Raw genomic sequence first — 13,885 nt, forward strand, 5'->3', positions numbered from 1 at the left:
GGATTTCAGCCCTGGGCGGGACCGGTCCAGTCGGCGGGGACATGGGCGAGGCGGACGCGCTGCGGGTGGTCGCCCACGGCGACGGAGGCGACGGCCCGGCCGGTGGCGAAGTCGATCGCGGTCACCCGGTCGGCGCCGCTCTCGGAGATCACGCAGGCGCGGCCGTCGCCGCTGACCGTGGCCCAGTACGGCTTGTCGGCCGTCACGAGCGGCCCCTCGGCGAGGGTGGCCCGGTCGACGACGGTGGCGTAGTCGTCCATGGTGGCGGCGACGCAGAGCCGCTTGCCGTCCGGGCTCATCGACAGCCCGTGGTGACGCGAGTCGTTGACCCACTTGGTGCGGTCCGGATCGGTCGCGGGGTTCTTCGGGAGGGTCTTGAGGCGGGTGACGCGGTCGGTGGCGACGTCGTACTCGAGGAAGCCGTTGAAGAAGGAGACCTGGAAGTACAGCGTGGACTCGTCGGGGGTGAAGGCGACCGGCCGCACGGCGTCCGAGAGGTCCTTGCGGCCGAAGGCGTCGAGCCGGTCGCGCATGTCGATGACCCGGACCTGCTGGAAGGTGCGGGCGTCGACGACGGTGATGCGCCGGTCGCCCTTCGTCCAGTCGAAGATCGGATCGTCGAGGGCGGTGGTGACCTCACCGATCGACATGTTCCACAGGTGGCGCCCGTCGGCGCTGAAGACGTTCTCGTGCGGCTTGCCGCCGGTGGTGAAGGAACCGACCTCCCGTCCGTCGGTGATGTCGAGGACGTGCACCTTGTCGGCGGTGGAGGCGGAGACGGCGACGCGGGTCCCGTCGGGCGAGACCGCCATGTGGTCGGAGCGGAATCCGGCCACGGGGAAGCGCCAGTTGAGTGCTCCGGTGCGCAGGTCGATCGAGACGACGTCGGCGAAGCTCGGGCGGGAGACGACCATGGCCGTGCCGTCCGGGGTGGCGTACATGTCGTCGACGAACTGGTCGTGGCCCTCGCCGGGCCCCTGCCGGATCCCGAGGAAGTAGGCGAGCTTGACCGGGTTGAGGGAGATCTCCCACATCCGGCGGCTGCGGTCGGGCACCACGTCGACCCGTCCGATCCTCCGGAACGACCCGGTCGACTCGATGACGTCGGCGGTGCCGTCCCAGTTGTTCCCGACGAACATCACCTGCCGCAGGCCGGCGGAGTCCGTCGCCGCGGCGGTGCCCGGTCCCCCGGCCGGTCCGGACGGCGCGGCGGCCACGGTCGCTCCCCCGCCGCCCGCGCCGAGTGCGAGGGCCGTGAGGGTGGCCAGCGAACCGAGCAGGAGGCGGCGTGCACCACGATTCCGGGCAGCGGACATCCGAGTTCCTTCCGGGGCGGTCGGCGCCGACACCCTTGCGGGGAAGGCGAGTTACTCGAAAGTAAGCAGTCGCCCCGCACACCACAAGAGTCGGTACGGAAGTAGTCGCGGGCGCCCCGCAGGCCCCAGGCGACCTTGCCGACGACCGGTGGCGCAAACGAAGCGGCCCCGCGACGGCCCTCCGCCTCGCGATGCACGGCATCCGGCGCCGCGCGCCGACCCACCGCGGAAGACGGGACAGCCCTCAGTCCCGGTCGCGTTCGTAGTGCAGGAGGACCACGCCGTTGCCGAACGTCCGGCTCTCGGCCAGCCGCAGCCCGGTGACGACGTCCGTCGTCGGGAAGAGGGGCTTGCCCCGGCCGATGAGCACCGGGTGGACGTAGATCCGGTACGCGTCGACCAGGTCCTGCTCCATGAACGCGGCGGCGAGGTCCGCGCCGGAGAGCGCCAGGTCGCCGCCCGGCTGCTCCTTGAGCGCCCGCACCTCGTCGGCGTCGACCTGCCGGACGATGGTCGTGTTCCAGTCGGCCTGCTGCAGGGTCCGGGAGTAGACCGTCTTGGGCATGTCTCGCCAGATGGCGGCGAACTCCACCTCGATCGGCGAGCTCGCCGGATCCGCCCCCGCCGTCGGCCAGTAGTCCGCCATCAGCTCGTGCGTGACGCGGCCGCCGAGGAACCCGCCCATGACGCGCAGCTCGTCGTTCATGTGCCGGTGGAGTTCCTCGTCCACCCGGTGCCAGCTGATGTCGCGGTCCGGTCCCTCGATGTAGCCGTCGAGGGAGATGCCCATCCACAAGATGATCTTCCGCGCCATGAATCGGTCTCCTTCTCTCCGCGCCCCACCGGGCGGTGGACCCGTCGCGCCTACGGTTATAGGCCCCTCGCCGGGGGATGTCGGGGATCTCACCGCGGTCGGCCTCGTCGCGTCCCGCGGGCGACTCGCCTGGCGCGAAAGCGACGCCTCGGCGAGGCGGCCGGAATAGCTGCGCCGAGTCGGCAGTTCCGGCTTGGCGTGGCACGCGGCCGCACCCGCTCGAAAGGACGGCTCCATGAAGATCGGCATCATCGGCGCAGGCAACATCGGCGGCAACCTCACCCGCCGGCTCACCGCCCTCGGGCACGACGTGTCCGTGGCCAACTCCCGCGGACCCGAGACCCTCGCCGCGCTCGCGGCGGAGACCGGGGCCACGCCCGTGCCCGTCGGTGAGGCCGCGCGCGGGGCCGAGGTCGTCGTCGTCACCGTCCCCCTGCGGGCGGTCCCGGACCTCCCCGCGGATCTCTTCGCGGGCGCGGCGGACGGCTTCGCCGTGATCGACACCGGCAACTACTACCCCCGGGAGCGGGACGGCAGGATCGCCGCGATCGAGGACGACGGGCTCACGGAGAGCCGCTGGACCGAACAGCACGTCGGCCACGCGGTGATCAAGGCGTTCAACGGCACCTACGCGTCGGACATCCTCGACCGGCCGCGCCCGGCCGGCGACCCCGAGCGGATCGCTCTCCCCGTGGCGGGCGACGACGAGACGGCGAAGCGGACCGTACGAGGCCTCGTACACGAACTCGGCTTCGACACGGTCGACGCGGGCGGCATCGACGAGTCCTGGCGCCAGCAGCCGGACACCCCGGTCTACGGTCTGCGCGGCGACGTCGAGGCCGTGGCGAAGGCCCTGGCCGAGGCGTCCCCCGAGCGCCCGGCCGGCTTCCGCGGCTGACTCCGCCGCACGGCGGCGTGGCGCGATCGCCGCAGGACGCGGACGGCACTCTCCACTGTGCTGCCGGCATGGCGGGACAGCCCCCAGGGGGTGTCTTGTCGATCAGGCCGGATCAGTGAGCGGTGTGCTGGGGCTTCGGATCCAAGGCGGAGGAAGAAGTCATGGCGGAGCCATGCCGACTGACGACAACGCGGGAGACGAAGTCTCAGCACACCGGGAGCCCGGCAAGATCGGCAAGACACCCCCTAGAGTGGTCGGCCATGAGCGAATCCCTGCCGACGACCGCGTCCCTGCCCCCGTCCGTGTTCGAGGCGGCGAAGGACCCTCTCCCGCCGCACAGCACCCGTGACTCGTACGACACCGTCGCCGTCGCCTACCAGCGCCTTCTCGGCGATCGGATCGTGTCGACACGCGTCGACGCGGCGATGCTGCGGTCCTTCGCCGAGGGTGTGCGGGACGACGGCCTGGGGCCGCTGGGCGACCTGGGCTGCGGGACCGGCCGGATGGCCGCGCACCTGCGGGGGCTCGGCGCGGACGTCTTCGGGGTGGACCTCTCCCCGGGGATGATCGCGGTGGCGCGCGAGACCTACCCCGGGATCCGTTTCGAGACGGGCACGATGACGGCCCTGGACCTCGCGGACGGCGCCCTCGGCGGCGTGCTGTCGTGGTACTCGACCGTGCACATGCCGAAGGACGAACTGGTCGCCTCCTTCGCGGAGTTCCACCGGGTACTGGCTCCCGGCGGCCGGCTCCTGATCGGGTTCAAGGTCGGAGACGAGTGCGTACGCCTGCGGCAGGCGTACGGCCACGAGGTCGCCCTCGACGTCCACCGGTGGCCGGCCGACCGCATCGCGGAGCTCCTGGAGGCGGCCGGCCTCGTCGTGACGGCGCGCCTGGTGCGTGAGCCGGCGGACGCCACGGAGAACACCCCGCAGGCGATCCTGACGGCCCGGAAGCCGGGGACCGGAGCGCCGTCCGAGGAGTAGCGGGCGGCACGTGGAGGTCCGGCCATGCCCCCGGACCGGACCGCGCACGCGACGTCAGGCGCCCCGGGCCCGGGGCCGAAGCCCCGCGATCGGCCCTCCGGGGCTCCGGTCGCGGGCTCAGTCGGCGTACGCCGCCGGTGGCGGGCCGGAGGGCGCGGCGCCCAGGGTCGGGGCGAGCCATTTGTCGTACGAGGTCCGCCAGGGGCTGCGGGCACCGCCCTTGCGGTAGTCCTCCAGGATCGCGTTGACCCGGCGGACCAGATCCGTGTCGCCCTTGTTGAGTGCGACTCCGTACAGGGCGGTGTCCAGACGGGGGCCGACCAGGCGCAGCGTGGGGTCCTGCGCGGCGAGTCCGGCGGCGAGGGTGGCGTGGGTGAGGATGGCGTCGACCTTGCTCTGCTGGAGTTCGACGAGGCAGTCCAGGTGGCTCGCGGTCTCCACGGCCGCGGCGCCGGTGCCGGCCCTCCGCAGCAGGTCGGCGGCCGAACTGCCCTTGCTCAGGCAGACCTTCCTGCCGCGCAGGCCCGAGTCGAGACCCTTGACGGGGGAGCCGGCGGGAACCAGCAACTGGTGCCCGGTCTCGAAGTAGACGCTGGAGAAGGCCACTTCGGTCAACCGCTCGCAGGTGATGCTCATCGTGCGCACGATGACGTCGACCTGGCGCGACTGGAGCCGCGCGATCCGCTGGCTGGGCGGCATGCTGACGAAGCGGACGGTGGCCTTGGGCCCGAGGATGTCCCGGGCGATCGCCCGGACCAGGTCGATGTCGAAGCCCGACGGCTCCCGGGTCTGCGGGTCCCGCGAGCCCCACAGATAGCTGTTCAGGTCAACGCCCGCAACGAGATGACCTCGCCGCCGGATCCGCTCGACGGCCGGTCCGTCGATCCGCGAGGGGCGCGGTCCGGCCTTCCGGGGATCGCAGGAGGGCGCCCGGGCCGGCACGGCGGCCGCCGTCCGGGAGGGCCGGGCGGACTCGTGCCGGGCGGCCCGGTCCGTGACGGCGGCGGCCGGTGCCGCCACCACGAGCAGGGCCATGAGCACGGGCCACACGGCGGCCCGCCCGACCGAGGGCCTTCGGGGGTGCGCGAGGCGCCGCTCCCTCAGCCGTCGTCGCATCCCGCTTCCAGCGGCCACCCGCTCCACCCCCGCACAGTCGGCTCCCCGTGCCCCAGGCTACGCACCGGAGCACCAACACGTCTGGGCATCAGGTGAGTTGGAGGGAAGTGTGGGGATCTCAGGGCGCCGGGACCGCAACGGGGACGGGAGGTGCGGGCACCAGGTCCGCCCGCGGGCCCCGGGCGGGGCGTACCGGCATCAGGGTCCGCCCCGACGGCAGGAGCTGCAGGCGGGGCATCGGCCGCGCGGACCGCAGCGACCGCACCCCGGCCTCCGCCGTACGCAGGACGCGACCTCCGCAGCCGCGGATCTGGTCGCGCGAGAGCCGGGCGCGCTGACCGCCCCCGGCGATCAGCGCGTTGACCGAGGTCATCGGGTCGGCGCCCACCGACCTGGCCAGCAGCGCGCCGACGACCAGCGGGCCGAGCGCCACGGCGAGCGCCGATCCGGTGACGGTGACGTGCTGCATGCGGCGGAGCCGCCGGTCTTCCGAGGTCATGCCCCCATTCGACCAGCCGGGTCCGGCGCCGGGCATCGGTCGGCGTACTCATCGGCGTACTCAACCGACCGGTACTCAGGTACTCAGTGCCGAACCGGCCGGCCGCGCCCCGGAGGGGCCGCGTCCTCCGCGGACCGGTGTCCTCCTCGCACGCCGGTCCGCGGGAACGGACGAGCCCGGCACGGCCGGGGCTCCCGGGAAGCGGCGCGTACGCTGGGCGGCCGAGGGACCGACCGGGCCGCGCGCGGGCGGTCGACGCCGCCCTCCCCGTACCTGAAGGAGCACCGCCGCCATGGCCGAGTACCGCATCGAGACCGTCCGCGACGGCTACCGGAACTGGACCGCCCGTAACGACCGGGGCGCGGAGGTGCGCATCGGCGCCGCCGACGATCCGGACGTGCAGCCGTCGTTCACCCCGGTGGAGCTGCTGCTCGCGGCCATGGGCGGTTGCGGCGGCATGGTCGTGGACCGCACGGCACGCGCGGTCGACCACGACGATCTGCGGATCGTGGTGGAGTCGGTGACGGAGCCGGAGGACGACGGGCGGCTGGGCCGGATCCGGGTCAGCTACGAGTTCGAGCTGCCGGAGAGCAACCCGCGGGCGGCGGAGGTCTTCGCACGGGCTGTCCGCCTCACCCACGAGAAGTTCTGCACCGTCAGCCGGACCGTCGAGCACGGGGCCGCGGTGGAAGCGGTGCTCCCGGACGGCACGATCGGCTTCCGCGCGGGCTGACCACCGCCACCGGTTCGGGTGACGTGCCCCGCGCGCGACGCCGTCCGGCCGGACCCGCGCGCGCTTGCGCGCCGGGTCGGGCGGGGGCCCGCTACTCCTCGATCGCACCACCGATCCGGCGCAGATGCTGCCGGAAGGTGTACGAGGGTTCAGCGTCCCGGCGGGCGAGGTAGTCGCCGAAGCCCGTCTGCGCCCGCAGCGTCTCACCGGACCTGATCCGGCGCGCCTGTTCGCGCTCGGTGCGGAAGAGGACGCGAGCCGTCTCCAGGACGGACTCGACCCGGGCCTCGGCGACGAAGACCACACCGTCCTCGTCCCCGAAGACGATGTCGTCGGCGGTCACGAGGTGGTCGCCGCAGCGGGCGCTGCGCAGTGCCTCGGGCTCACGCGCGTCCACCCGTACCGGGCCCGGCGAGTGGCGTCCGTAGGAGAAGACGGGCACGCCGATCTCGATGAGGTCGGCGGTGTCGCGGTGCAGGCCCCAGACCACCAGACCGGCCACCCCGGCCGCCTCGGCCTCCAGGACGGCGAGGTCGCCGACGCACGCCTCGTCACGGCGGCCCGCGTTGTCGACCACGAGGACGTCGCCGGGCTCGGCCCGGGTGAACGCCTCCAGGAACACGTCGACGCTGCCGTAGTGGCGTGCGGGCAGCACCCGTCCCGCCACCCGTTGTCCCGGCACCAGCGAGGCGATGCCGGCCGGGGCGACGCGCAGCTCCTCGCCGAGCCGGACGCAGGCGTCGGCGATCAACGGGGTGGAGAGCTCGGCGAATTCCTTCAGCATCGGGATTCCGTTCGTTGGGGGTGGTGCCCGGTTCCGGGCGCCCTGCTCCGCGGGGGCGATGCTATCGCCGGGCAGGCCACCGATCCGGTGGTGGACCGGGCGCCTGCCCGGCGCGCGCAGTACGTTCACGCCGGACGCGGAGGCCGTCCGTGCCCGCCTTCCGAGGAGAGGTCCACCACCGTGACAGTGATCGCGCACCTCAGTGACATCCACATCGACGGCTCGCCCCGCAGCGTGGCGCGGACCAGAGCCGTCATGGCGTACCTGGAGACCCTGGACTTCGACTTCGGCGCCGTGGTGGTCACCGGCGACATCGCCGATCACGCCCTCGCGTCGGAGTACCTCCTGGTCCGCGAACTGCTCGACACCCGGCACCCGTTGCTCGTCTGCCCGGGCAACCACGACCGGCGCGACGTGTTCCGGGAGGTGCTCCTCGGGATGCCTCCCGTCGCCGGGCGCCCCGACGCCCCGGTCAACCAGGTGCTGCGGGGCGACGGCTTCGTCCTCGCGCTCGGCGACTCCTCCGTGCCGGGGAAGGACGAGGGCTACCTCGAGGAGGAGACGCTGGACTGGTTGGAAGGGGTGCTGGACGAGACGCCCGACGGCGTGCCGGTGCTGGTCGGCTTCCACCATCCGCCGACCGCCCTGGGCATGCCGTTCGTGGACGGCATCCGCCAGTTCGGGGAGCGGCGCCTCGCCGCGCTGGCCGAGCGCCGGCCGGGTGTCGCCGCCTTCCTCTGCGGGCACGCCCACACGGCGGCCACCACCGTGTTCGCGGGGCGGCCGCTGATCGTGGCCCCGGGTGTGATCTCGACCGGGAAGCTGCCCTGGGAGCCGTACGCCCACCCGGCCGACCACGTGTACCGGGACGAGATGGCGCCCTCGCTCGCCTTCCACGTCCTCGACGACGAAGGCCGGATCACCACGCATTTCCGGAGCGTTCCCGTTTGGGAGCGCGCCACGGGGTGACTCGCCGGGTGACGGCAGTGCGGAACGAGAGGAGACGAACGTGTCTCTCGACGGCACGCAGGTCCTGGTCATCACGACGAACTACGGCACCGAACAGGACGAACTGATGCAGCCCGTCGCCGCGCTCCACGCGGCGGGCGCCCGGGTCACGGTGGCCGCCCGGGCCGACGAGCCGGTCCTGACGCTGATGTCGGACCGGCGGCGGGGCGACGTGGTGATCCCGGACGGCACGTACGCGGGGATGTCGGCGGACCCGTTCGACGCGGTCGTCGTGCCGGGCGGCACCGTCAACGCGGACCGTCTGCGGATCGACCCGGAGGCGCGGCGGCTGCTCGCGGAGTTCGCCGCGTCCGGCAGGACGGTGGCGGCGATCTGTCACGGACCGTGGCTGCTCGTCGACAGCGGGCTGGCGCGCGGCCGGGAACTGACCTCGTACCCGTCCCTCCGCGCGGACCTGACGAACGCGGGCGCCACCTGGCGGGACCGGAGCGTCGTCATCGACGACTCGGGCGGCTACCGGCTGATCACCTCACGCAGGCCTGCGGACCTGAGGCCGTTCACCGCGGCGATCGCCGAGGCGCTCGCCGCCACGTCCGCGCATCGGCAGGAGCGGCGGGCGGGGTGACGGCGGACGCGGGCCCGACGAGGGTCCGCGGGGCGCCCGGCGTCACCCGCCCCCGCGGCCTCCTCCCCGCCGCCGCGCCCGTGGCGCCGGCGGGTCGTCACTCGTTCCAGAGCGCGCGGACCCGGTGCAGGGGGTCGTGGGCCACGCGCGGCTCGGCGTCCCAGACCATCGTGGCGCGGTCGGCGGCCGTGTAGCGCGGCCAGTCGGTGCCGGGATCGAGGTCCCGCACGAACGAGACCCACGCCCCGTGCACGGCGTCGGCGAGTGCCTGCGGCGGATGGTCACCGGCGGCCGCCGTCACGCCCTCGGCGCCGAGCAGATCGAAGGCGAACGGCACGTCCAGACAGTGGAAGGCGGTGCCGTCGACCGGCGACTCCCAGGTGAACTCGTAGAGCCAGGTGGGCCGTTCCCGTGCGGCTCGGGCGTCCGCCACGGCGAGGGACGGGGCGCGGAAGGTGGCGTCGGTCAGGGCCTGCCCGAACAGACGGTCCGGGTCGACGTCGGCGTAGGAGTGCGCGAAGGCCGCCGCCCGGTCCGGGGCCAGGCCGAGGCCGCCGAGCAGCACCGGCAGCGGCGGGCCGTCCGGGCCCGGGCCGGGCACGGCGTTGAACTCGTGCGCGGTGAAGCCGAGCATGAGCGGGACGTCCGCGCCCGCCTCGCCGGCCGTCAGTGCGTCGAGGACGGCCTCCGGGATCAGCTCGCCGTCGGCGAAGGGCGCCAGCGACAGCATCGGCGGGAGCCCCTCGCGGTCGGGTCCCGGTGCGCCCAGCCGGTCCTGGAGGTCGAGCAGCTCCTCGTCGCCGAGCTCCCGCAGCGCCTCGGCCGTGGCGGGCACGCCGGTGCGCGCGGTGAACAGACGGGCGGCCGCGCGGGCCACCTCGGGCCCGTCCGGCCGCATCACCGCGCCGGAGACGGAGAGCGCGGCACGGAACAGCCCCTGGGCCGCGGGCACCGCCAGCAGGGTCTGGACGGCCCCGCCACCGGCCGACTGCCCGGCGACGGTCACCCGGGCCGGGTCCCCGCCGAAGCGGGCGATGTTGTCGCGGACCCATTCCAGGGCGGCGATCCAGTCACGGACGCCGCGGTTGTCGGGAGCGTCGTCGAGGTGCAGGAAGCCCTCGACGCCGAGCCGGTAGCCGAGGGAGACCAGGACGACGCCGTCCCGGTTGAAGGCGGAGCCGTCGTACCAGGGGCTGGCCGCCGATCCGGCGACGTAGCCGCCGCCGTGGATCCACACGAGCACCGGCAGGGGCGCCCCGGGAGCGGTGTCGGGCGTGAAGACGTTCAGATTCAGCACCCCGTCCCCCGGAACGGAGGGTTCGGGGATCGTGGTGACGTCGGCGAAGGGGCGGCGCTGGGCGGTCGGTCCGTACGCGGTGGCGTCCAGCGGCTCGGTCCACGGCTCCGGCGGTACGGGCGCCGCGAACCTGAGCGCGCCGACGGGCGGCTGCGCGTAGGGGATGCCGAGGAAGCGCAGGCTGCCGTCGGCGCGGCGCTCGCCGCGGACGGGGCCGCCGGCGGTGTCGACCAGTGCGGTGTTCATGGGGCGGTGCCGGCTCCTGACGCGTCGCGAGACGCTCTCGATCGGTTCGACGACTCGGCGGCGACCTGTCGGCGGAGGGCGCCGGGGTGCTCGACGCCCTGGGTGGGCGAGGCGTGCCGGCGGGGCCGCCGGAGTCGTCGAGGACGCGCCCAGCGTCCGGCCGGTGAACGGGCGGAGTCAACCGTCCGGAGAAGGGAAGTGACACGTGTCACTTACACGTGTCATCCCAGGGCCGGAACCAGACATGACGGCGAATCCGAAGCCGAAGCCGAAGAGGAACGGGTCGGAGGGCCCCGACCGGCGGGCCAGGGCCCGCCTACGCCCCGTCGCCGGACGGCGCCGGGGCCGGTGTGGCCTGGTGGTGGTACATCCGCCAGGAGGCGTCGGCGGCGCGGCGCCAGAGCGAGCTCCTGCGCGCCCGCGCGCCCTCGATGACCGTCTCGTAGGTCAGCAGGACGATTCCGGGTGCCAGGAGGGTCCCGGTCATGCCGGACGGCCGGTAGCGCGGGCCGGCCGGCGCGCTGCCGGACAGTTCGGGCAGGGCGTCGAGCATCTCCTCGTACGTCCAGCGGCGGCCTGACGCACCGATCTCCACGAACTCGGGGTCCAGGAGCTCGCGCGCGAGCGCGCGGGAGGTGCGGATCTCCGGGTCCATCAGCCGCAGCTCCCCCGCGACGGCTGCGGCGATCGCCTCCCGCGCCTCCTCGCCGGGGGCTTCGGACGGATGCCCGGCCGGCGACGCGCCCGTGTCCCGGTCCGGGCCCGTGTCCCCGGCCACCGGCTCGCTCACAGGGCGATCCAGTAGCGCCGCTTGAGCCCGATCTCCGTCTGGCGCGTGTCCTCCAGGACGCCGCCGTTGCGCTCGATCGTCCGGGCGGAGGCGATGTTGTCGTCGTCGCAGGTGACCAGCACGCGATCGATCCCCAGGGCGCGGGCCTCGGGCAGGACCGCGCCCAGCGCCCAGGTCGCGAGCCCGCGACGGCGGGCGGAGGGCCGGATGCTGTAGCCGACGTGCCCGCCGGCCCGCAGCAGGAAGTCGTTCAGCCGATGACGCAGGTCGATGGCGCCCATGTACGCGCCGTCCTCGACGATCCACCAGTGCGTGGCGTGCACCCAGCCCTCCGCGAGCGGCCGGGACGGATCTGACTGCTCCCGCAACCGTCCGACCCAGGCGGCGAAGACCTCGGGGCTGGCGAACGCGTCCTCCCCCGCCAGCCGCATGCCGGCGCCGCCCTGGTGGGCGCCGGGGTTCCACTCGGCGTGCGCCTCGAGCCACGAGGTGTGGAGACCTGCCGTGGGGGCGATCAGTTCGGGCATGCGGGCGACGATAACAGGCCAACGGCCCTGATGATCAGGGCCTTTTCCGGCCGGATGGTACGTGTGGCCGGGGCGTCGACACGGCCGGGCAGCGAGGGCGGTCCCTCTGCGCGGCCGTCCTCTGCGCGCAGCCGGGCTGACCGCACGCGGGGGCGGGCCGACCGCACGCGGGGGCGGGCCGACCGCACGCGGGGGCGGGCCGGGTGGCGCGACCGCCTCGCCCGGCGGTCCGTGTCGCGCTCGGACGCACGCCGCACCCCCGGTCCCCCGCTACTCGCCGGTCTCTCCGTCGATGCGTTCCCGCAGCAGGTCCGCGTGGCCGTTGTGCCGGGCGTACTCCTCGATCATGTGGGCGAGCACGTAACGCAGCGAATACGTCTCGCCGTCGTGGCCGCCGAGGACGTCGAGGGACTCGGCCGCGTCCACGACGGCCCTGGCGCGGGCGCACTCGTCCCGCCAGACGGCGAACGCCTCCTCGACGTCGGCGTCGTCGACGTCGAAGTCCGCCCAGTCGGTGGACCCGACCGGCGTCCACAGGCTGCGACTGGACTCCCCGCCGAGGACGTCGCGGAACCAGCCCCGCTCGATCTCGGCCGCGTGCCGCACCAGTCCGAGCAGGGAGAGCCCGGAGGGGGCTATGGCCCGGTCCTTGAGCTGCTCGGGAGTGAGTCCGGCGCACTTCATCGCCAGCGTGTCGCGCTGGAACTGGAGCATGGCGGTGAGGGTGGAACGCTCGTCGGCATGGGTGGGCGGTGCGACGCGCTGATGATCGTTCATCACGCCATCGTGGCAGGGGTCCCGGAAGCGGTCATCCGGTTTCCCGCCGCGGCGGGACCCCTCCCGGGGGTCCGGGCGACGTGTCGTACGGCGCGGCCGGTGGTCAGCCGCCGGCGCGTACCGCGTAGTCGCCGAAGCCGACCCAGTCGAGGGCCACGCACGGTTCGTCGCCGAGCACCCAGGCGTCGTGCCCCGGTGCCACGGCCATGAAGTCGCCGGGGCTCAGCTCGGCGGTCTCGCCGTCGTCCATGACGACCTTCATCCGGCCGCTGACGACGTACCCGACGTGGGCCGCCTGGCAACTGTCGGTGCCGGCGATGGGCTTGACGTGCTTGGACCACTGCCACCCCGGCTCGAACACCGCGCGGCCCACCGCGCCGCGCTCGGTGGTCACGAGGTCCAGCCGCCCCTTGCCGTCCTCGAAGGGACGGGTCTCGTCCGCGGAGTCGAAGCTCCTGGACACGATTCCGGTCATGTTCGTCCGCCTCCCGGCGGTGCAACGAGCGCGCCCCGAGTCCACCTTCCAGGCTACGCCGGGGGGCCGGGCCCGGCTCCCCGGCCGAAGGCCACCCCGGGCATCCGGCCCGGCGCGGGCGCCCTGGCCGGGATACGACGTTGCCCGTCGGGGCGAGCGCCCGATAGCGTGTTCGGTATGACTGCCGGGTCGGCCATGGGCCGTGATCGAGTAAGGCACCCGGCCTTGGTGTGACCGCCGCCGGGCGGGCCCGAGGCCCTCCTTCGGTCGTCTTCCTCGCGTCGCCGCCGCCCACGCGAGGCACGCGCAATCCGCCGCGTACGCGCCCATCGTGCGTGCGCGTACGCCGCCGACGGGTCGGTCCCGTCGGCGCACCGCTCCGGAAGACGCCCGCATGCCCCCGCACGTCCCGTGCGCCGAGCGGCATGCCCTTCGAAAGGACCCTTCGTGGCCATCGAGCTCAACCACACCGTCGTTCACTCGCGTGACAAGCAGGTCTCCGCCCGGTTCCTCGCCGGCATCCTCGGCGTGGAGGTCGGCGCGCCGTTCGGGCCTTTCGTGCCCGTGGATCTCGACAACCGGGTGACCCTCGACTTCTACGAGGACCCCGAGCTGACCCTCGTCCCGCAGCACTTCGCCTTCCTGGTGCCCGAGGAGGAGTTCGACACCATGATCGCCCGGCTGGAGGTCGCGGGGGTGACGTACTACGCGGATCCGCACCACTCCGACCCCGGCCGGGTGAACCGGCTCTTCGGCGGCCGGGGCGCCTACTTCGCCGACCCGGACGGCCACAACATGGAGATCCTCACGCGCCCCTACACGCGCACGGGTCCGGCCTGAGCGGAAGCGGAGGCCGGGACCGTCTCCGGGCACGCCGTACGCGCCGCGCCCGGAAGCCGTTCCGCCTTTCCGTCGGCTTCGGCCGGAGTTATGTGAAAGGTCACCCACTTTGGCGGTTCCCCGCATATCCGGGCTCCGTTTTCTGTACAGATCCCTTATCGGACAGATCTACACATAAAGGCCAGATAAGCGC

Annotated in this window: 16 protein-coding genes; 6 read left to right on the forward strand and 10 right to left on the reverse strand. The window is 73.6% G+C overall.

The genetic code is table 11. The features are described 5' to 3' along the window. Window positions 1-5 precede the first annotated feature (5 nt). Both ACGFZF_RS31925 and ACGFZF_RS31930 read right to left on the reverse strand, forming a co-directional pair. Entirely contained in the window at window positions 6-1,316 is a 1,311-nt protein-coding gene (locus tag ACGFZF_RS31925) for a YncE family protein (protein ID WP_393559851.1), read from the reverse strand. Window positions 1,317-1,560: 244 nt separating this feature from the next. Next, the gene (locus ACGFZF_RS31930; protein ID WP_393559853.1) at window positions 1,561-2,130 is read right to left on the reverse strand and encodes a dihydrofolate reductase family protein; all 570 of its coding nucleotides are present in this window, start codon (window positions 2,128-2,130) and stop codon (window positions 1,561-1,563) included. Between the two features lie 193 nt (window positions 2,131-2,323). Between ACGFZF_RS31930 and ACGFZF_RS31935 the strand changes: the two genes are divergently transcribed. Both ACGFZF_RS31935 and ACGFZF_RS31940 read left to right on the forward strand, forming a co-directional pair. After that, window positions 2,324-3,028, forward strand: coding sequence for an NADPH-dependent F420 reductase (locus ACGFZF_RS31935; protein ID WP_393559855.1), 705 nt, complete (start codon window positions 2,324-2,326; stop codon window positions 3,026-3,028). 260 nt (window positions 3,029-3,288) lie between these two features. After that, window positions 3,289-4,014 carry a class I SAM-dependent DNA methyltransferase gene (locus ACGFZF_RS31940; protein ID WP_393559857.1) on the forward strand — a complete coding sequence of 242 codons (726 nt, stop codon included), beginning with the start codon at window positions 3,289-3,291 and terminating at the stop codon, window positions 4,012-4,014. 117 nt (window positions 4,015-4,131) lie between these two features. Here ACGFZF_RS31940 and ACGFZF_RS31945 read toward each other — a convergent pair whose 3' ends face one another. Continuing rightward, window positions 4,132-5,130: a glutamate ABC transporter substrate-binding protein gene (locus tag ACGFZF_RS31945; protein ID WP_393559859.1), complete on the reverse strand. Its 999-nt coding sequence runs from the start codon at window positions 5,128-5,130 to the stop codon at window positions 4,132-4,134. 118 nt (window positions 5,131-5,248) lie between these two features. Continuing rightward, a complete protein-coding gene (locus ACGFZF_RS31950) occupies window positions 5,249-5,629 on the reverse strand; it encodes a hypothetical protein (RefSeq protein ID WP_393559861.1) in 381 nt (126 codons plus the stop codon). 292 nt (window positions 5,630-5,921) lie between these two features. On the opposite strand from ACGFZF_RS31950, the gene ACGFZF_RS31955 reads away from it, so the two are divergent. Further along, window positions 5,922-6,362 carry an OsmC family protein gene (locus ACGFZF_RS31955; RefSeq protein WP_147976270.1) on the forward strand — a complete coding sequence of 147 codons (441 nt, stop codon included), beginning with the start codon at window positions 5,922-5,924 and terminating at the stop codon, window positions 6,360-6,362. Between the two features lie 91 nt (window positions 6,363-6,453). Here the strand turns inward: ACGFZF_RS31955 and ACGFZF_RS31960 are convergent, their stop codons facing one another. After that, a complete protein-coding gene (locus tag ACGFZF_RS31960; protein WP_393559863.1) occupies window positions 6,454-7,146 on the reverse strand; it encodes an RraA family protein in 693 nt (230 codons plus the stop codon). Window positions 7,147-7,326: 180 nt separating this feature from the next. On the opposite strand from ACGFZF_RS31960, the gene ACGFZF_RS31965 reads away from it, so the two are divergent. Both ACGFZF_RS31965 and ACGFZF_RS31970 read left to right on the forward strand, forming a co-directional pair. Next, window positions 7,327-8,115 carry a metallophosphoesterase gene (locus tag ACGFZF_RS31965; protein ID WP_393559865.1) on the forward strand — a complete coding sequence of 263 codons (789 nt, stop codon included), beginning with the start codon at window positions 7,327-7,329 and terminating at the stop codon, window positions 8,113-8,115. Between the two features lie 40 nt (window positions 8,116-8,155). Continuing rightward, window positions 8,156-8,740 carry a DJ-1/PfpI/YhbO family deglycase/protease gene (locus ACGFZF_RS31970; protein ID WP_393559867.1) on the forward strand — a complete coding sequence of 195 codons (585 nt, stop codon included), beginning with the start codon at window positions 8,156-8,158 and terminating at the stop codon, window positions 8,738-8,740. 97 nt (window positions 8,741-8,837) lie between these two features. Here the strand turns inward: ACGFZF_RS31970 and ACGFZF_RS31975 are convergent, their stop codons facing one another. From ACGFZF_RS31975 to ACGFZF_RS31995, 5 genes are all read right to left on the reverse strand, one after another. Then, window positions 8,838-10,283: a carboxylesterase/lipase family protein gene (locus tag ACGFZF_RS31975; RefSeq protein ID WP_393559869.1), complete on the reverse strand. Its 1,446-nt coding sequence runs from the start codon at window positions 10,281-10,283 to the stop codon at window positions 8,838-8,840. Window positions 10,284-10,599: 316 nt separating this feature from the next. After that, window positions 10,600-10,938 carry a DUF4440 domain-containing protein gene (locus ACGFZF_RS31980; RefSeq protein ID WP_393560224.1) on the reverse strand — a complete coding sequence of 113 codons (339 nt, stop codon included), beginning with the start codon at window positions 10,936-10,938 and terminating at the stop codon, window positions 10,600-10,602. A 131-nt stretch (window positions 10,939-11,069) separates the two neighbouring features. Beyond that, a complete protein-coding gene (locus tag ACGFZF_RS31985; protein ID WP_393559871.1) occupies window positions 11,070-11,600 on the reverse strand; it encodes a GNAT family N-acetyltransferase in 531 nt (176 codons plus the stop codon). Between the two features lie 270 nt (window positions 11,601-11,870). After that, window positions 11,871-12,377: a DinB family protein gene (locus ACGFZF_RS31990; protein WP_393559873.1), complete on the reverse strand. Its 507-nt coding sequence runs from the start codon at window positions 12,375-12,377 to the stop codon at window positions 11,871-11,873. 103 nt (window positions 12,378-12,480) lie between these two features. Further along, the gene (locus ACGFZF_RS31995) at window positions 12,481-12,852 is read right to left on the reverse strand and encodes a cupin domain-containing protein (RefSeq protein WP_393559875.1); all 372 of its coding nucleotides are present in this window, start codon (window positions 12,850-12,852) and stop codon (window positions 12,481-12,483) included. A gap of 447 nt (window positions 12,853-13,299) precedes the next feature. Here ACGFZF_RS31995 and ACGFZF_RS32000 point away from each other — a divergent pair, with 447 nt between their 5' ends. Further along, complete coding sequence (locus ACGFZF_RS32000) at window positions 13,300-13,692, forward strand: VOC family protein (RefSeq protein WP_393559877.1); 393 nt, start codon at window positions 13,300-13,302, stop codon at window positions 13,690-13,692. Window positions 13,693-13,885: the final 193 nt, after the last annotated feature.

The sequence above is a fragment of the Streptomyces sp. NPDC048338 genome, from assembly GCF_043201055.1.
Lineage (GTDB): Bacteria > Actinomycetota > Actinomycetes > Streptomycetales > Streptomycetaceae > Streptomyces.